The organism is Oceanicaulis alexandrii DSM 11625 (assembly GCF_000420265.1).
Classification (GTDB): domain Bacteria; phylum Pseudomonadota; class Alphaproteobacteria; order Caulobacterales; family Maricaulaceae; genus Oceanicaulis; species Oceanicaulis alexandrii.
The window spans coordinates 736,680-753,270 of record NZ_ATUP01000001.1; the positions used below are offsets into that span (position 1 = coordinate 736,680).

A 16,591-nucleotide genomic window follows, 5' to 3' on the forward strand; every position below is an offset into this window, starting at 1 on the left:
CAGCCATACCAAGGCTACGAACGGAAAGGGCGGCTCAATCGAGCCGCCCTTTTTGATTCGCTAGCTTAGTCAGCGCTTAGCGCCTCGGCGCGAATAGCCACGTTGATCTCTGGCCCCTCCTCCCCATCGATGGTGAGGCTGGCAGGCTGCCCTGCCAGGACGAAAAACCGGGGCGAGGACAAAACAGTCTCGTCATGCATGCGAATGATCGTCATCTGAATATCCACCCCGCCTTCCGGACATTCGGGGCTTGATCCCGAGCAAGGGTCAAGGCGCAACTCGATTGCAAACGCCGCCGACGGCTCACCGCCCGGGTTCGGAAAGTTCATGCGATGCAGCTCACCCGAATCCAGTCGAACCGTCGTTTCCATTCGATTGCGTCTTGTCTGATAGCCTTCGTGTTTGACCAGCTGGACATCAAAGTTTACGGCGTAATCCTCAGCGTTAGCCATCGGCGCAAAGACAAAGCTCATCGCCGCCAGGCCAGCCAGCGCGCTTCCGCCCACCCCGCCCGCTATCCATTTCGCACGTTTCATAATCGTCTCCCACACGCCCGCCGCCATGACCGACCATCGCCGGGGCCGGGCTGTCACATAATCAATCATCAACGACCGGATCACAGCGCCGCTGGACACGCCCTCCTCCCGACAGCGGGCGAGGAACTCGTCCTTGAGCTGATCGGGCAGACGCACATCAAGCTTGGCGTTGTGTTTGAGATTTTCGATCCGGTCGCGTTTCATGGCGGCTCCGACAAAGAGACTTCGAACGCTCTGACGCTATCGGAACCGTGTCAGGACAGGGAGCAAAAACGTGTCCGACAGGCTGCTTTCATGGCCTAGACCGGCACTTCGGTGGTGAATTTGACGGTGCTGAGCACCACGGTGGTCTCATAGCGTTTCACGGTCGGATCATTGAGCAGGCTCGCCTCAGCCCAGATTTCATAGGCCTCGAGACTGGGCGCATGCACGTGGAGCAGAAAGTCGACCTCCCCCGCCACGGAATAGAGCCCGGTGACCTGGGGGTCTGCTGTCATCACAGACCGGAACTGCGCATAGGTCTGCGGCGAGTCATCATTAAAGGTCACCGCCACGATCAGGGTCTGGCCCAGGCGTGCGCGGTCCAGCACGGCGACATCTGAGACGATGACGCCCTCCTCACGCAAGCGCGCCAACCGTCGCCGCACAGCGGTCTCAGACAAGTTCACCTGCTGCGCGATCGCCTGATTGGACAGCCGGTTATCGCGTTGCACAAGTCTCAGGATTGTCCTGTCCATTTCATCGAGCATGAGCGCCACCTTCGAAATTCGGCGTTTAAAGTGCTGATTTCGGCGAGATTGAGCAAGAGCCCCTTGCTATCATTCAGGCCAATTAAAAAAAGAGACGCCCATGATCCGCCTCCCTCTGCTCGCCCTAGGCCTGTGCCTGATTGTCTTGAGCCCGGCTGAAGCCCGCCTGCCCGACACGCCCACCGTCGAAGCCGCGATCGACTCCATTCTTGAAGAAGGCGACATCGCTGGCGCTGTGGTTCTGGTTCAGGACGCTGAAGGCCGCAGGATCATCACGCGCGGCGTGGCGAACCGCCAGACGGGCGCCCCCATCCCCGAAGACGCGCAATTGCGGGTCGCCAGCATCGGCAAGGTCCACACCGCCGCCATCATCCATAGCCTGATCGCGGAGGGACTGATTTCGCTGGACGACAGACTGGCTGACCTTGTCGCCCCCCATTGGGTGGACGGGATCGCCAACGCGCAGACCGCCACTGTGCGCCAGCTGCTCACCCACACCAGCGGCATTGCCGACTATTATGACGATGTCTGGTTTCAGACGGTCAACACAGTCCAGGGCAACACCCCGCAACGCACGCTGGGTTATATCCATGGCCGTCCCGCCGAGTTCCCGCCCGGCGAAGGGTATGGGTATTCAAACTCGAACTACCAGTATCTGGCGCTGATCGCCGAAGCCGTGACCGGAGAGCGCTTTGACGCCCTGATGCAGGCGCGCATCATAGGCCCGCTGAACCTTCAAGCCACAAGCTATAATCAGGCGCTTGAAGGCGGCGACGTCATTCATGGCTATGGCGCGCCAGACGAGCCAGAGCGAGACGTCTATACGCTGATTGAAAACCATGGCCCCGATGGCGGCGTCTTCACCAGCGCCAGCGATCTCGCGAATACGCTGACCGCCCTGTTCTCACCTGATGGCGAACTTTCAGAGCTGGGCCGGTTGATGCTGAGCGAAGACATTGATCGCGGCGACGGGCGCAGTCGGGTTCTGGGGCCCATGCGCATACGTGACCCGCGCGGTCTGGATGTCGTCATGCATGGCGGCTCGATCGCCGGATACGCCAGCATGGCGCTGTATGAGCTCAACACCGGCATGATCATCATCGTGCATCTGAGCGCCGATCGCCCCGACCTGGCCGGTCAACTGGTGCGCCGCCTTCTGCAATAGGCTTGGAGGGCGCAGCCTTCCGCGCCCTCCAAGCCTCGGCCTCAGGGCAGTTCGCAGCCTTCGCGCAGCGCCTTGGTCGCGTCAAAGCTCGGCGCAGACTGGTATTCGATGCAGATCTGCGTGAGCTGTTCCACGCAATAGGCCCAGCTTGCGCTGCCGCGCGGCACGAACAGGGCGCAATCCTCTTCCGCCTGCTGCTGGCATTGAACCGGGTCGCCAGCCATCGCGCCGCCGGTCGCAAAGAGCGACAGCCCCAATAGCGCGGACGACGCCATAGCGGTCAGTGTCATCTTGTTCATGTCAGTCTCCTCCTGTTTCGCGCCACTATGCGCAGCCCCAGTTAGCCCAAAGAGCGAGCTTGTTGCAAATATTTCCCCAATGAGGGGAATGCGATTCCAGATGCCCCGTCTCCAGCGCGGCGCAAAATCAACAACGCACGCATAAAGGCTTCTCAGCCCCATCATCAGACTGGTCAGGGTTTCAGCTTGGCGGTATTGCGAAATGGCAAGATCAGAAGGATGACCAGATGCTTCGTTACCTGACTGCGTTCGCTGCGCTGTCCCTCACCAGCGCCGCATCCGCGCAAAGCCCGGGTTTCGGCCTTCAGGAAATTCGCCTGGGAGTCGCGGCGCATGACCTGACCGACCACAGCGAAGACGGTCCGCAGATCGTTGGTGATCTGATGTTTGCGAGCCCGGATTTTCTGGACCCCATCTGGTCGCCGCGGCCGTTCGTATCCGCCAATATCAGCACCCAGGGCTACACCAATCTGGTCACGGCCGGTCTCGCCTGGGATTATGGCGTCACTGACCGTCTGAGCCTCGAGGCCTCTTTCGGGCTGAGCTATAATGACGGCGTGCTAGAGGTGTATCCTGATCGCGACGGCCCGGTGGAGGCCCAGCGGATCAAGGACACGCGTGCTCTACTGGGGTCTGACTGGCTGTTCCGCACCGGCTTCGCCGCCGATTACGCGCTCAATGACCACTGGTCGCTAGGCGTATTTTATGAACACCATTCCCACGGTCAGATCCTTGCCAGCGGCCGCAATCAGGGCCTGGACGAGCTGGGCCTTCGGATGAGCTACCGCTTCCGATAAGTCAGGGTGAAAGGCGGGGCTAAGCCCGTCGCACCTGCATTTTCAAAGCGGCGATGCGAGCGTTGGCGTCGACCAGACGCTCAAGACTGAGCCGTCCGTCCTCTATCGCCTGCCCGACCCAGTCTACGGCGCGACGAGGCAAGTCCGGATCAGCATCCGCCGAATTGGAAATCAGCAGCAGATCATTGCCCGCCGCCAGCGAGTCCACGATCGCCTGTTCGCGCGAATACTGATTCCGGATCGCGCCCATATCCAGATCATCGGTGATCACCGCGCCGCGATAGCCCATCTGTTCGCGCAATAGCCCTTGCAGAACCGGACGCGACAGGGTCACCGGGCGCCCTGACGGGTCCAGCCGCCGGTTGATCAGATGCCCGCCCATGATCAGATGGGCCTTGTCCTGCTCGATAAGGCGTTCAAAGGGTGCGGCCTCCACCTCACCCCAAGTCTGTGAAATGTCCACAAACCCGTCATGGCTGTCGCCCTGGCTGCGCCCATGTCCGGGAAAATGCTTGATGGCGCAGGCGACGCCTTCCGCTTCCATCTCTTCGATGAAGGCGCCGCAGAATGCCGCCACGGTGTCGGGGTCATCGCCAAAGGCGCGCGCCCAACGATCAATCACCTGGTTGCCCTCATGGCGCAGATCCGCGACCGGAGCGAGGTTCATGGAAAACCCGCTTTGCGCCAGTTCGCGCGCCGCCTGGGCGAACACCGGGCGGGCGGCGTCGAGCCCCATCTCCGCCAACGCCTCGGCGGTGGGAATGTCGGTGAAGCCCATCTCATCGGTCAGGCGCTGTACAAAGCCGCCTTCTTGATCAATGGCCAGCCAGGCGTTCGGCGCTGCAGACTGGAAGCGTTCCGACAGACCCAGCACGCCGTCCCGGCTGCGCGCATTGTGGCGCAGGAACAATGCGCCGCCCACACGGCCAGCGGCGAGGTCAGCTTCCAGTCGGGCCGCGCCCTCAGCCTGCGCATGATCACCCAGAAACCCCAGGATCAGACAATTGCCGACCAGCGCGTCCAAAGAGGCCTGAGCCGCGAAAGCAGGCGCCGTGCACAGCGCCGCCATGCCGGCCATCAGCCCGCGTCGTGAAATCATCATGGGTGTTCCTGAAAATCCCTCATCCTTAGAGGTGATTGCTAGAGCGCCGTTGGTCGCCTGTCCAGACGAAGAGAGGGAGCGTGAATACGAGAATGACAAAAACTTAAGTCTGCAGACGTCACGCCGTAAGGCGCGTTCCCCCAGAGTGCAGGCAAAGGGAGGACATTTTATGAAACACTGGATCGCCACCGCCGCAGCCGTCGCCGCCGCGCCGCTTCTGGTCGCCTGCGCCTCGGCGGGCGCCGCAGAAACACGTTATGCCGAAGCCGATGAGCGACATGACCATGTGCTGGTCGTCAATGGCCAACGTATTGTCATTCGCGACGGCGCCCATGCTGTGCGCGTGATTGAAACCGCGCTCGATGGGGATAACGACACCTCCATCAGCCTGGACCTCGACATTGATGCCGACCGCTGGGACGAGGACGAGATCGAAGCCTTCGCAGAGGAGATGGAGGCGCTGTCTGAGACCCTGGTCGAGCATTTCGCCGAAGGCTCGGACTTCCACATCCAGCTTGATCGTCTCAATCTTGCCGAAGACGAGATGCAGGCGCGGATCGAAGTGATCGTCGAGGACGCCGAACGCCGGGCGATGCGCGCGGAACGCCATGCCGAACGCGCTGCGGAGCGCGCCGAACGTGACGCCGTCCGCATGGCCGAACGGGCGGAACGCCGCGCCGAACGCGCCGCCCGCCGCGCTGAAGAACGCGCGCATCAGGCCGAGCGCCATGCGCTGTCCATTTCCATTGACGCTGACTCCATCGCTCAGGCGGGCCTCGCCGCCGCCGAGCACGGCCTTGAAGCCGGGCTGCGCGCGATTGACCGCACGCTGGAGCGCGGCTGGAAGACCGAGGACGGCGTGCGGGTTCCCCTGACCGCGGAAGATCGGCGAGAACTGCGTGACGCCCGGGAAGAGCTCGAAGACAGCTTGGGCGAGATGCGTGAAGAGCGCGCGCAATGGCGCCATGAACGTCACGAACGTCATGAGCGCGAGGAAGCCGCATCGCATCATGCCCATGACTTTGAAGACCGTCAGGTGCGCATCATCGAACGCGATGGCGAAACTCGGGTCTGGGTGAATGGACGCGAATTGCTGGGCGCAGAGAAAGAGACCTGGCTGGACGCCTGGCGCTCTTCTGAACAGGCGCATGGGCTTGAAGGCGGGCCGGGCGCCCCTCCGCGGCCGCCGCTGCCGCCGCGCCGGTAATCGCTTCAATCCATCGACAGAAAAAAAGCCCGGCGTCAAAAACGCCGGGCTTAAAGATTCTGGTTGGTCGATTAAGAGACGTCTCCTCCCCAGAGACACCACTTAAGAGACAAGACGGTCAGGCCCTGTCTGATAAAACGTTGGCCTAAGCGTCATAGGACCGTCAAGCCCCTAGAGTCAGGCGAAGTTTCGCTCTGCTGCAATTTCGACACATTTATCCGCCGCTCAGACGCGCCTTTATGGCGCTTACGATCTGATCGCGCGCCACTGTGAACTGGGCGGGCTGATCCTCGCGCCACGCCTTGTTATCGGTGATCTCGGCGGCCAAGCGCGCGCCCAGTTTGAGATCCTTGATCTGGGCCTCGCCCGCTTCGCGTTCGTCAGAGCCAATGATCACTGCGAAATCAGCATCCCGACGATCGGCGTATTTGAGCTGTTTGCCCATATTGCCACCGCCAATGAAGGCTTCCGCCCGCAAGCCTGCGCCGCGAAGATCGGCCGCCAGGGCGAAATAATCCGCCATCCGGTCTTTCTCAGCCGCCACGATGATCACCAGTGGGTAGGCTTTGGCGGCGTCCAGACGCTTGAGCGCGGACAGGGCCGCCGCAAAGCGGCTGACGCCAAACGAAAACCCGGTCGCCGGCACGGCCTGGCCGGTGAATCGGCTGACGAGATCATCATAGCGACCGCCGCCGCCCACCGAGCCAAAGCGGATGGGCGAGCCGTCGTCATAGGTGGCTTCGGCCAGAAGCTCGGCTTCAAACACCGGGCCGGTGTAATAGCCCAGACCGCGGACGACGGAGGTGTCGAGCGTCCAGTTCTCGGACTTGCCCAAGGCGTCCAGCACAGACGTGATCGTTTCAAGGTCGGCGACCGCCAGCTTGCCCGCTTCGGTATCGCCCAGAGCCTGTGTGAGGCGCTTGAGCACTTCGGTGTTGCGCGCAGCGCCGGTCAGCGCGTCCTCCACCTGACCCGCCTCGATGAAGCTCAGCACATGGCGGCGCTGATCCGCGTCCAGCCCCGCCCCTTCGGTGAAGTCGCCGCTCTCATCCTTGCGGCCCTCGCCCAGCAGCAACTCGACGCCCTCAAGGCCCAGCCGGTCCATCTTGTCGATGGCGCGCAGGACACGCAGGCGCTTGTCAGACGCCGCATCGCCCAGACGTTCCAGAACCCCGTCCAGCAGGCGGCGATCATTGACGCGGATGACGTACTCGCCCTCCGAAAGCCCTGCAGAGCCCATGACTTCGCTGGCGAGCGCGATCATCTCGGCATCCGCCGCCGGTCCCGGCGCGCCGACGCTGTCGGCGTCGCACTGGACGAACTGGCGGAAACGGCCCGGGCCGGGCTTCTCATTGCGCCAGACTTCGCCGAACTGATACCGGCGGAACGGCTTGGCGAGATCCTGGAAATTCTCGGCGGCGAAGCGGGCCAGCGGCGCGGTCAGGTCATAGCGCAGCGCCATCCATTGCTCGTCATCATCCTGCATGGCGAAGACGCCCTCATTGGGACGCTCTTCATCGGGCAGGAATTTGCCAAGCGCATCAGCGTATTCGAAGGCGGGGGTCTCGAGCGGCTCGAAGCCCCATTGCTCATAAACCGCGCTGGCGGCGCTCACGAGGGCGCGCTCGGCGCGCAACACATGAGCCGCACGATCCTCAAAACCGCGGGGACGACGGGCTTTGGGACGAAACGCCTTGGTCTTGGCCATGAGGATGCTCGCTCAGATTAAAGGTATCGAAGGGCCTGCGAATTAGCCTTGCCAGCGACAAGGATCAAGCGGCGCCGGGTTTGCAAGGCGCTCTAAGCACGAAAAACCGGATGTCGTCCATGTTCGCTCACACGCTTCTGATCATTGTTCAGGCCGCCAGCGCGCCCCATCTGGCGCCGGACGCCGCCCAGGCGCTGGTGACGCTGTCGCACAGTCTTGAGGCGGAAGCGCAACGCCGCGCGCAGGATATGGCGCGCAGCCCGGCAGCCCCGGTGGACGCTCTGCCGGTCCAGGATCCGTTCCTGACCGAGCTGAGCGAATTCAGCCTGCGAACCTATCAGCTGTCACGCGCTGTCGATGAGAGCGGCGGCCCGACCGATCTGCGATGCATCTTCCGGGGCATGAGCGAGGATGCCCAGCATCGCGCCGACCTGTTGTCACACACGGCGACGCGCGCTGATCATGCCAGGGTCTATCAGGAGGTTGCGCGCCTGACCGGACAGGCCGCCGAGATCGCCGCCACGCCCGACGCGCAGGCGGCGGCGCTTAGCGCCTATTCCTGCCCGGTCGAGGCGACCGATCAGTAAGCGTATTTGACGTTGCAGCCATAAGGCTGGGTCTGGGCAGGGTCGGGGCTTTGCCCATTGCTGACCGCCGCCAGCGCCATCGTCACGTAATCCGTTGGTTCAGGGGAATCCGCTCGCGGACGCGGCTGATCATCGATCGCGCCGGCGTATTGCAGCACGCCCTCGCCGTCGATCACATACATATGCGGGGTCGTGCGCGCATCATAAAGACGGCCCAGATCGCCAGACGGATCAAGCACCACATGGGCGGGCGCTGCGCTGCGCTCCTCATTCAGGCTCAGAGCCTCCTCCGCTTCAACATAGCCTTGCTCGCCCGGGGCGGAGGAGATGATCTGAACCCAGACCACGTCATCGCCAGCGGCGGAGGCTTGCAGGTTCTGGATATGCTCAGAGCCGTAATGACGCTGCACATAGGGGCAGCCATGATTGGTCCACTCCAGAACAACCGTCTGGCCCGACAGGTTCTCAAGTGACAGCGCCTCGCCTGTCGCCGTCTGCACGCTGAAAGCTGGCGCAGCCTCACCGGTTACGACATCGGCGCGGGCTTCAAGTGTGAAAGCGGTGATTGTCAGGGCGGCGGCGGCGCAAACGCTCATCAGCTGGCCCAGAGACCGGCGAGATACGGTTACCATAAGATTAACTCCCCTAGTGTGCGGCTTATTGTACGGCCTCGTTCACAGATTGGATCACCAACCCTCCGGTCAAGAGCGGCGGCAAAACTTCAGGCGCGCCGGAATTGGCGGGATACATCAGATAAAGCGGCACGCCCGCCGAGCCGTGACGCGCCAAAGCAGCGGCGATTTCTGGATCTCTATTCGTGAAATCAGCGCGAAACAACGCCACATCATGCTCGGCGAACGCCGCCTTCACGCCTCTTTCAGACAGTGCGCCGAGCTTGTTCACCTGACAGGACACACACCAGGCGGCGGTGAAATCCACAAAGACCGGACGCCCGGCGGATTGCGCCTCCCTCACGGCGCTTTCGCTCCAGACCGCCCACTCGCTTTGCCCCTGGACCGTCTGGCTGACCGGCTCCATCCGGGCCGTGACAGACAAGGCGCCTAGCGTCAATACGACACCCAGAAGCGCCGTCGCGCGGCCCGCCAGGCCTGACAAGCCCAGCGCCCAGACCGTAAAACTGGCCGCCAGCAAGGCCAGCATCAGCCATAGCGCGCCATTGGGACCCAGTTGGGCGGTCAGCACCCAAACCAGCCAGATCGCGGTGGCGAACATCGGGAAGGCCAGAATCTGACGGAACCGCGTCATCCAGAGACCCGGCTTGGGCAGCAGCGCCAGAACCCCCGGCATGAAAGTGACCAGCACGAACGGAAACGCCAAGCCGACGCCCAAAAAGGCGAAGATGGTCAAAGACGCCAGCGCGGGCTGGGTCAAGGCGAAGGCCAGCGCGCCGGTCATGAACGGCGCCAGACAGGGCGCGGCGACGAAAACCGCGAGAACGCCGGTGAGAAAGGCGCCCTTGCGTCCGCTATCCTTGACGCCGGACCCGACTGACTGCAGCGAGGTTCCGATCTCAAACGCGCCCATGAAGTTCAGACCGATCAGGAACATCAAGGTGGCCAGCCCCGCCACAACAAGCGGCGCCTGCAATTGCATGCCCCAAAGCGCAGGCAGGCCGGCGACGCGCAGGATCAAAAGCAATCCGCCCAGCGCCAGGAAGGTCCCGATCACGCCGGCCGCAAACACAAGTCCCAGCGTCCGCGCTTCGCTCTTCTCTGCGCCGCGCTTCTCAACCAAAGTCAGCGCCTTCATCGACAGCACCGGGAAGACGCACGGCATCAGGTTCAGGATCAGCCCGCCCAGAAGCGCGAGCCCGGCGGCCTGGAGGAAGTTGACCGATCGCGGCGCGGGCGCACGCTGTTCACCGGCGCCCGGAGCCGGGCTCACAGATGCTGCAGCCCCCGCGCTCAGGTCATTGACCCGCAGCCCGTTGCGCGCCGTGATCTCGAGCGCTTCTTCTGTCCAGACATCACCGCGCTGCGCGGTGTAGACGAGTACGCCTGAACGCGCCTGATCCACGCCATTGCGGCTCAGATACCCGGCGGTGAGATCCACACGCAGATTCTCGCCTTCATGCGCCAGGGCTTGATCGGCGGCGTGGTCGATCACGCCGGATTCATACGGATAAAAGGTCAGGTCCGAGAGCCGAACGTCTGAAAAACGTGCGCCGCTGACGGTGAGCACCAGCCCAGAGCTGTCACCATCCAGCCCCGCGCGCAAACTCTCATCACGGCTCGGCGCCTGGTCCAGAGCCTGCGCGATCAGCGCCTCGCCCGCCGGATCTATGGCAGACCCGCCCACATCAAGCGTGATTTCGACATCGGCCTCTTCAGGGATGCAGATATCTTCACAGACAAGCCAGGTGGCGAATGCGGTGATCGTCAGCGGTCCCGGTGCGGCGTTCTCTGGCACGGTCACCTGAAGCGGCAGCGTAACCTCTGCGGAATAGCCGTAATTGGTCAGAGGTCCGAGATCATAGCTATGCGGCGCAGGCCAGATCATGTCGCCCGCGCGCCAGCCATCCGGCAGCGCCAGCTCAAGATGAGTCGGCTCTCCTGAATCGCCGGGATTGCGCCAATAGGTGTGCCAGCCTGGCGTGATCGTCTGGTGCAGGGCGAGATGGAACGTCTCGCCAGGTTCGACCGCGCGCCGGTCAGACACCAGCCGCGCATCCACCATGGGGTCGCCGGAGCCGAACTGAGCCAACGCCGGTGCGCTGGTCATCAGGATCAAAAGTACTGCGAGCAGTCGGAACACGTCGGGGGACTCCTTGGGTCGCGTCACTGATCAGCGATCTGATCATGTCAGCCCTGATATAGCCGCTTCCCCCTGCAAGGCGAAACCGCTCTGACGGGGTTGTGATGCCCCGACATGAGCGCAAAGAAAAACCGGCCGAGGCGAAGCCCCGGCCGGTTTCATCTTGTCAGCTTTTAAAGCGCTTAGGCTTCAGGCGCTGCGGGCGGCGGCGGAGCGCCTGCACCGGCATTGCGCTGGGTCGCGCGTGCGATCAGCGTTTCCCATTGCGGCATGGACAGCATGTGCGCGTAGATTGCGCCCAGATAGGTGTTGTCACGCAGCTCAGCCAGAACCTTCGGATCAAGCTTCTGCAGCTTCTCGCCAGAGATGCCCCAATAGCTGGCCACGACCTGCGGTTCGCCTTGCGGCTCGCCATTGGCGTTGCGCGGCTGGAAGGTTGCTTGCTGCTGGTCAAACAGGTCCAGCTCGACCAGGCGCTTCACGAACGCTTCGGTCAGAGCGACGTCGGATTCAAACCGGCGCACGAAATCGATGGCGCGGTTGGTGAACTCGGTCGGCTCGCCCTTGTCATCAAAGAACGGCTGCTCGGGATTGTCCGAGAACAGGTGCGAACCGGTGTCCACGCAGATGGTGAAGCGGTCGCTGTCAGGGCCGTGATTGGCGGCCACAAACGGATAGCGGCGCACGAAAGCCGGCAGATACGCGAAACGCTCGTAATCACCCGTCGCCGGATCCACAAACAGGTTCGCGCCAGCCTGAAGGCCCATGGCCGCGACCGGCGTTTTGTTCTCACCCAGGAAGATGATCGGGAAACGAGCGCTGGCGGCGCCGAATTCACCCAGAGTGACCGGCACGAAGTGCGAGTCCTTCAGGAAATCGAACGGACGGTCCGTGTAGCGCAGACCCTTGCCCTTATGGTCTTGCGGGTTCAGCGGCTCAGGATTTTTGTAAAGCGGCAAGGACCCGGACAAGGTCGGCTTGTTGGCGGCGGCGTCAGCCATGGGGCTCCCCCTCTTGAAACGTTGATGGATCGTTAGCGCAGACCTGCCCCCGAGGCAACATAACGGGACACACGCGCCACGATCATCCGTCCCAATGCAAGACGGGCGCCTCGTAAAACGAGACGCCCGTCCATAGTCCTGCTGTTTAAGCGGACCTAGTAACGCCAGCCGAAACCAACGCCGACAATCCACGGATCAATGTCCACGTCCGCATTGACGACGGCGCTCAGCGCTGTGGTCGCATCAACTTCCACATCCGTATTGATCCACACCTTCTTCACGTCAAAGTTCAGGAACCAACGCTCATTGAGGGCGTAGTCCACGCCAGCCTGCAGCGCGAGACCAAAGGACGGGTCGTAATCGATGCCGTCCAGAATGGTGTTCGCCGGCAGGTCGTCATTGAAGAAAATGGTGTAGTTCACGCCTGCGCCCAGATACGGACGAATCTGGCCTTCAGGATTGAAGTGATACTGCACCGTCAGGGTCGGCGGCAGCAGCGTCACTTCTCCCAGATCAAGGTCGCCCACCGCCGTGTCGACGGCGGTCACATCGTGCGGGGTGACGCCCAGGATCAGCTCTGCAGCGATGTTGTCGGTGAAGAAGTAGCTGATGTCGAATTCCGGCACCACCGAGGTGTCGATATCCACATCGCCACCAATGGTCTGAATGTTTGCGCCTTCATCAGGCTGGACCGTGATGGCGCGCACGCGGAACTGCCAGTCGCCTTTTTCAGCCAGAGCCGCAGGAGCGGTCATGCCAGTCAGTGCGACAACGCCAGCGGCGGCGAGAAGTAGCTTTTTCATGGGTTCGTCCCCTTTCCCATAGTTTGGATGGGGACTTTCTGCGCCTGCTTTCGCGCGCAGGATATATGGCAAGGCGCCGCGCGTCCGGCTGACGCGCGGCGCCCTGCCGCAGGGAGGGGAGTCCCCGCGATCAGAAGCCGGCGCGAACCGCGATGCGGAAGGACCGGCCCGGCAGCGGCACCATGTCCTTGAGGAAGGAGGAATGCACCCGGCCCTCTTCATCAGTGAGGTTGCGCACGCCCAGGATCACGCGCACATCCCGCTCAACGAACGGCGTAACCTCGAGATCGGCGTTAAACATCGCATAGCCCTCGGTTTCCGTTTCGAAACTCGTGGTCTCGTCCTGCTCCGCGACCAGATGCGCCTCGCCGCGCACCGACCACACGCCCCGTTCAGCGATCAGGGCCAGATTCGAGGACAGAGGGGGAATACGCGGCAGGTTTCCGCCGTCATCCAGCTCGCCGCGGACATAATCGAGACTGGCCTCACCGGAGAGCGCCCATCCGCGGACCTCGCCCAGCTCGGCGTTCACTTGCGCCTCAAAGCCATAAAGCTCTGCATTCGCCTGGCGATACTCAAAGACATCGAACCCGTCTTCTTCCTCACCGGTCGGGAACAGGCCGATAAAGCCGTCATAATCGGCGAAGAACAGATTGGTTTCGGCGGAAATCCGGCCCTGCGCATAGCGCGCCGTCACTTCGCCGGACCAGGCCACTTCCGTATCCAGATCAAGATCGCCACGCTCATAGGCGCGGGTTGCGGCGTGGGGGCCGTCAGCAAAGACTTCCGCATCGGTCGGCGCGCGTTCGGTGCGCGACAGGGTCGCCGCCAGGAACCAGGCGTCCGCAGGGCGCGTGAAGATCGAGCCTGACCCCGAATAGGTGTCAAATGAGCGGTTCGCCCGCTGACCGCTCAGCTCGCGGGTTTCCGCGCGCACGCCGCCTTCAACACCCCAGACGCCATTATCCCAGCGTTCGGTGACGAACAGCCCCCAGTCCTGGGTGGTGACGGGTTCGATATAGGCTTCCTCGCCTTCGGCTGAGAAATCCTGGGTCAGCATCTGGACGCCCCAGGCGCCCTGGCGATTATCGCCATGATCATGAGCCAGCTCGACCCGGCCCTCAAATCCGTCTTTCTTGAACAAGGTGCCGATCTCGCCGTCTTCCAGCTCGGCGTGTGTGTAATCGGCGTGGGCGAAACTCCAGCGGATACGATTGAAGGTCGCGTCCCGGTTCAGCTCGCCGCGCAAATCAATGCGGGTCTGATCCAGCACCAGACGCGGCGCTGCTTCCTCGCCCTCGTGCGCATGGTCTTCGTCGTGATCGTCATCATGCTCGTCTTCATGAGCATGGCTGTGGCCGGGCAGGCCGTATTCAGCGTCGGTTTCTTTCACGGAAACGCCGATATAGCCCCAGTCACGAACCAGGGAGACCGCGCCGGAATAGGTCTCGAAGGTGAAGTCAGAATCGGGAACCTCGCCATAGGCCGCCTCTTCCTCGCCCTCGTGTTCGTCGTGATGATCTTCATCCTCGTCATGATCGTCATCGTGATCATGGTGCTCTTCACGCAGGGCTTCGGTCTCGGCGAAACCGGGAATGTCGAAATCGCTCCCCTCCCGACGCAGCCCCTCAATCTGGATCATCAATCCGTCAAAGTCGGCGGTGACGCGTCCTGCAGCCTGAACGCCGTCATCGACACTGGTGGCGCCCAGATAGGCGAAGCCGTCGATGAGATCGTCATTCCGCTCTGTGGGGATCCGGCCGTCGAGCACATTCACGACGCCGCCAATCGCGCCGCCGCCATAGGCGATCGCTGCCGGACCGCGCAACACTTCAATCTGCTGAGCGCCCAGCGCTTCAGCTGAGACCGCATGATCGGGGCTGGCGCTGGAGGCGTCGAGCGCGCCCAGACCGTTCACAAGCATCCGCACCCGGTCAGCGCCCAGACCGCGAATGATCGGGCGCCCCGCCGCCGGACCGAAATACGTGCTGTTCACCCCGGGCATCCGGCTGAGCGTGTCAGCGATATTGCCATTGAGATTGCGCTCGATTTCCTGCGCCGAGATAAGGTCCACTGACCCCACCATCTCGTCGCTCTGCAATTGCATCGGGGTAGACAGAACCACGATGACGTCTTCAAGCGTCGCGTCATCAGTCTGAGCAAACGCCTGCGGCGCAGCCAGCGCCAGCACGCTGACGGCCGCAGCGAGCCGGCAAGCAAAGGGAGTGTGAGCGGACATGATGAAGACCCCGTAATGTTATAGTATCGCACTGCGTTATGTCATAACGTCACCCTCTTGGCGCATCAAGTCCGGACTCCCACCTATATGTGATTGACGCCCGACGCCGCGCCTCACGACGGGCTGGCCCTCAGGCTCGCCCCGCCCCACGAAAGCCGCTAGGATGAAATCATGAACACTGCGATTCAAACGCTTGACGCCGCAGAACGGTTTTGCACCGAACGCGGTCTGTCGCTGACGCCCATGCGCCGGCGGGTTCTGGAATTACTGGTGGAGGCGGGCGGACCGGTCAAAGCCTATGACCTTTTGTCCGCTCTCAAACCCGGCGGCGCCGCACAGCCGCCAACCGTCTATCGCGCACTGGACTTTCTCACGCGCGCCGGGCTGGCGCACAAGGTGGAGGCGCTGAACGCCTATACCGCTTGTCTGAACGGTGACGAGCATGATCCGTGCACCGGGTCCGCTGAACTGTTCATCTGCGAAGCCTGCGGCACAGTGGAAGAGCGTCACATGCACAGACCTGTGGTGGATACGCCTGAAGGCTTTGTCATCACGCGCAGCGTGGTCGAGCATTACGGCCAGTGCCGCAAGTGTGTGAGCTGACCTCCCGTCACATTCCCTGGTCTGGCCCTGACAGATCGCGCGAAGCGCCCTAGCCTTAAACTCGATCATCGAGGAGCCAGTCGGATGCAGATTTTGTGGCGCGGCAACGCGAACAGTTGGGAATGCGACGAGCTAGGCCATCTCAATGTCCGCTTTTACATGGCCAAGGCCCAGGAAGCGCTGGCCGGGCTTGCTGACCGGCTCGGCATGCATCTCGCCTTCGCTCCGGACGCCACCGCCACATTGATCCCGCGCGACATCGTCATCCGGTTTCTCGCCGAAGCGCGCCCTGGGGCGCCTTTACGGATTTCAGGCGGGGTGACCAGCCATGACGCCACCAGCCTGACGGTGGCGATGGTCCTGTATCATGCCGCCAGCGACACGCCGGCCGCCACATTTGAAATCCGCGCCGAACATTGTGACGCCGTTACGGGCCGGGTGTTCAACTGGCCTGCCCGCAGCCTGAAAGCGCTGAGCCTGATCGAGGTGGAGCGCCCCGCCCTGATGACGCCGCGCAGTCTGGGTGAGACGCCAGCCAGCTCCAAGCTCTCCCTGGCCGCGGCGAACGCCCTGAACCTTCAGGAGATCGGGCGTGGCCGGATCAATCGCGACGAGCTGGACGCCTTCGGTCGCATGCGCGCCGAGTTCGGCATCGGCAAGGTTTCAGACAGCGTCATCCATTTCAGCGACGGCTTTCCCGAGCAATGGGAGGCGTTCGCCAAGGGCGAGCCGCTCACCGTCGCCAGCGCCGTGCTGGAAGCGCGTCTGAATTTCCGCCGCTTCCCCGCGCAAGGCGAAGGCTATGTGCTCCGCTCCGGGCTGAAGTCCGCCACTGACAAGGTGCGTACGCTCGTGCACTGGGCGCTCGATCCGGTTTCGGGCAAGCCCTTGTGGAGCATGGAGGCGGTCGCCTGCATGCTGGATCTGGAGACCCGGCGTCTGGCGCCGGTTTCAGCGGCGCGACTCGCGGAGCTGCAATCAAAGACGCAGCCGGAACTGGCGTATTAATCGCGCGGCCCG

16 protein-coding genes are annotated in these 16,591 nt (G+C 62.7%); 6 read left to right on the forward strand and 10 right to left on the reverse strand.

Features of this window, described 5'->3' with window-relative positions; translation table 11 throughout:
* Nucleotides 1–65: 65 nt before the first annotated feature.
* The gene (locus G405_RS0103595) at nt 66–740 is read right to left on the reverse strand and encodes a hypothetical protein (protein WP_022700134.1); all 675 of its coding nucleotides are present in this window, start codon (nt 738–740) and stop codon (nt 66–68) included.
* A gap of 95 nt (nt 741–835) precedes the next feature.
* A complete protein-coding gene (locus G405_RS0103600; RefSeq protein WP_028284502.1) occupies nt 836–1,285 on the reverse strand; it encodes an Lrp/AsnC family transcriptional regulator in 450 nt (149 codons plus the stop codon).
* 100 nt (nt 1,286–1,385) lie between these two features.
* On the opposite strand from G405_RS0103600, the gene G405_RS0103605 reads away from it, so the two are divergent.
* Nucleotides 1,386–2,450, forward strand: a complete 1,065-nt coding sequence (locus tag G405_RS0103605; RefSeq protein ID WP_022700136.1) for a serine hydrolase domain-containing protein — start codon at nt 1,386–1,388, stop codon at nt 2,448–2,450.
* 41 nt (nt 2,451–2,491) lie between these two features.
* Here the strand turns inward: G405_RS0103605 and G405_RS0103610 are convergent, their stop codons facing one another.
* Nucleotides 2,492–2,749 carry a hypothetical protein gene (locus tag G405_RS0103610; RefSeq protein WP_022700137.1) on the reverse strand — a complete coding sequence of 86 codons (258 nt, stop codon included), beginning with the start codon at nt 2,747–2,749 and terminating at the stop codon, nt 2,492–2,494.
* 227 nt (nt 2,750–2,976) lie between these two features.
* On the opposite strand from G405_RS0103610, the gene G405_RS0103615 reads away from it, so the two are divergent.
* A complete protein-coding gene (locus G405_RS0103615) occupies nt 2,977–3,546 on the forward strand; it encodes an acyloxyacyl hydrolase (protein WP_022700138.1) in 570 nt (189 codons plus the stop codon).
* A 19-nt stretch (nt 3,547–3,565) separates the two neighbouring features.
* On the opposite strand, the gene G405_RS0103620 is transcribed toward G405_RS0103615, so the two are convergent.
* Nucleotides 3,566–4,648, reverse strand: a complete 1,083-nt coding sequence (locus G405_RS0103620) for a glycoside hydrolase family 3 N-terminal domain-containing protein (protein WP_022700139.1) — start codon at nt 4,646–4,648, stop codon at nt 3,566–3,568.
* A 169-nt stretch (nt 4,649–4,817) separates the two neighbouring features.
* Here G405_RS0103620 and G405_RS0103625 point away from each other — a divergent pair, with 169 nt between their 5' ends.
* Nucleotides 4,818–5,855 carry a hypothetical protein gene (locus G405_RS0103625; RefSeq protein ID WP_022700140.1) on the forward strand — a complete coding sequence of 346 codons (1,038 nt, stop codon included), beginning with the start codon at nt 4,818–4,820 and terminating at the stop codon, nt 5,853–5,855.
* A gap of 214 nt (nt 5,856–6,069) precedes the next feature.
* On the opposite strand, the gene hisS is transcribed toward G405_RS0103625, so the two are convergent.
* Complete coding sequence (gene hisS, locus G405_RS0103630) at nt 6,070–7,563, reverse strand: histidine--tRNA ligase (RefSeq protein WP_022700141.1); 1,494 nt, start codon at nt 7,561–7,563, stop codon at nt 6,070–6,072.
* Nucleotides 7,564–7,682: 119 nt separating this feature from the next.
* On the opposite strand from hisS, the gene G405_RS0103635 reads away from it, so the two are divergent.
* The gene (locus G405_RS0103635; protein ID WP_156861340.1) at nt 7,683–8,150 is read left to right on the forward strand and encodes a hypothetical protein; all 468 of its coding nucleotides are present in this window, start codon (nt 7,683–7,685) and stop codon (nt 8,148–8,150) included.
* Here the strand turns inward: G405_RS0103635 and G405_RS0103640 are convergent.
* The 5 genes from G405_RS0103640 to G405_RS0103660 all read right to left on the reverse strand — a co-directional run bounded on the left by G405_RS0103640 (nt 8,144) and on the right by G405_RS0103660 (nt 14,968).
* A complete protein-coding gene (locus G405_RS0103640) occupies nt 8,144–8,782 on the reverse strand; it encodes a redoxin domain-containing protein (protein ID WP_022700143.1) in 639 nt (212 codons plus the stop codon). The genes G405_RS0103635 and G405_RS0103640 overlap by 7 nt on opposite strands.
* 25 nt (nt 8,783–8,807) lie before the next feature.
* A complete protein-coding gene (locus G405_RS0103645; protein ID WP_028284504.1) occupies nt 8,808–10,925 on the reverse strand; it encodes a protein-disulfide reductase DsbD family protein in 2,118 nt (705 codons plus the stop codon).
* 182 nt (nt 10,926–11,107) lie between these two features.
* Entirely contained in the window at nt 11,108–11,926 is an 819-nt protein-coding gene (locus tag G405_RS14900; protein WP_022700145.1) for a SapC family protein, read from the reverse strand.
* 155 nt (nt 11,927–12,081) lie between these two features.
* Entirely contained in the window at nt 12,082–12,729 is a 648-nt protein-coding gene (locus G405_RS0103655) for an OmpW/AlkL family protein (RefSeq protein WP_022700146.1), read from the reverse strand.
* A gap of 130 nt (nt 12,730–12,859) precedes the next feature.
* Nucleotides 12,860–14,968, reverse strand: a complete 2,109-nt coding sequence (locus G405_RS0103660; RefSeq protein ID WP_022700147.1) for a TonB-dependent receptor — start codon at nt 14,966–14,968, stop codon at nt 12,860–12,862.
* Between the two features lie 171 nt (nt 14,969–15,139).
* Here G405_RS0103660 and G405_RS0103665 point away from each other — a divergent pair, with 171 nt between their 5' ends.
* Both G405_RS0103665 and G405_RS0103670 read left to right on the forward strand, forming a co-directional pair.
* Nucleotides 15,140–15,571 carry a transcriptional repressor gene (locus G405_RS0103665; protein ID WP_022700148.1) on the forward strand — a complete coding sequence of 144 codons (432 nt, stop codon included), beginning with the start codon at nt 15,140–15,142 and terminating at the stop codon, nt 15,569–15,571.
* 84 nt (nt 15,572–15,655) lie between these two features.
* Nucleotides 15,656–16,579, forward strand: coding sequence for a thioesterase family protein (locus G405_RS0103670; protein ID WP_022700149.1), 924 nt, complete (start codon nt 15,656–15,658; stop codon nt 16,577–16,579).
* The last annotated feature ends 12 nt before the right edge of the window (nt 16,580–16,591 follow it).

Bases quoted from the DNA above. Each gene is read 5' to 3' on its own strand.
- G405_RS0103595 (WP_022700134.1), bottom strand. From the start codon at position 740: ATGAAACGCGACCGGATCGAAAATCTCAAACACAACGCCAAGCTTGAT.
- G405_RS0103600 (WP_028284502.1), bottom strand. From the start codon at position 1,285: ATGCTCGATGAAATGGACAGGACAATCCTGAGACTTGTGCAACGCGAT.
- G405_RS0103605 (WP_022700136.1), top strand. From the start codon at position 1,386: ATGATCCGCCTCCCTCTGCTCGCCCTAGGCCTGTGCCTGATTGTCTTG.
- G405_RS0103610 (WP_022700137.1), bottom strand. From the start codon at position 2,749: ATGAACAAGATGACACTGACCGCTATGGCGTCGTCCGCGCTATTGGGG.
- G405_RS0103615 (WP_022700138.1), top strand. From the start codon at position 2,977: ATGCTTCGTTACCTGACTGCGTTCGCTGCGCTGTCCCTCACCAGCGCC.
- G405_RS0103620 (WP_022700139.1), bottom strand. From the start codon at position 4,648: ATGATGATTTCACGACGCGGGCTGATGGCCGGCATGGCGGCGCTGTGC.
- G405_RS0103625 (WP_022700140.1), top strand. From the start codon at position 4,818: ATGAAACACTGGATCGCCACCGCCGCAGCCGTCGCCGCCGCGCCGCTT.
- hisS (WP_022700141.1), bottom strand. From the start codon at position 7,563: ATGGCCAAGACCAAGGCGTTTCGTCCCAAAGCCCGTCGTCCCCGCGGT.
- G405_RS0103635 (WP_156861340.1), top strand. From the start codon at position 7,683: ATGTTCGCTCACACGCTTCTGATCATTGTTCAGGCCGCCAGCGCGCCC.
- G405_RS0103640 (WP_022700143.1), bottom strand. From the start codon at position 8,782: ATGGTAACCGTATCTCGCCGGTCTCTGGGCCAGCTGATGAGCGTTTGC.
- G405_RS14900 (WP_022700145.1), bottom strand. From the start codon at position 11,926: ATGGCTGACGCCGCCGCCAACAAGCCGACCTTGTCCGGGTCCTTGCCG.
- G405_RS0103655 (WP_022700146.1), bottom strand. From the start codon at position 12,729: ATGAAAAAGCTACTTCTCGCCGCCGCTGGCGTTGTCGCACTGACTGGC.
- G405_RS0103660 (WP_022700147.1), bottom strand. From the start codon at position 14,968: ATGTCCGCTCACACTCCCTTTGCTTGCCGGCTCGCTGCGGCCGTCAGC.
- G405_RS0103665 (WP_022700148.1), top strand. From the start codon at position 15,140: ATGAACACTGCGATTCAAACGCTTGACGCCGCAGAACGGTTTTGCACC.
- G405_RS0103670 (WP_022700149.1), top strand. From the start codon at position 15,656: ATGCAGATTTTGTGGCGCGGCAACGCGAACAGTTGGGAATGCGACGAG.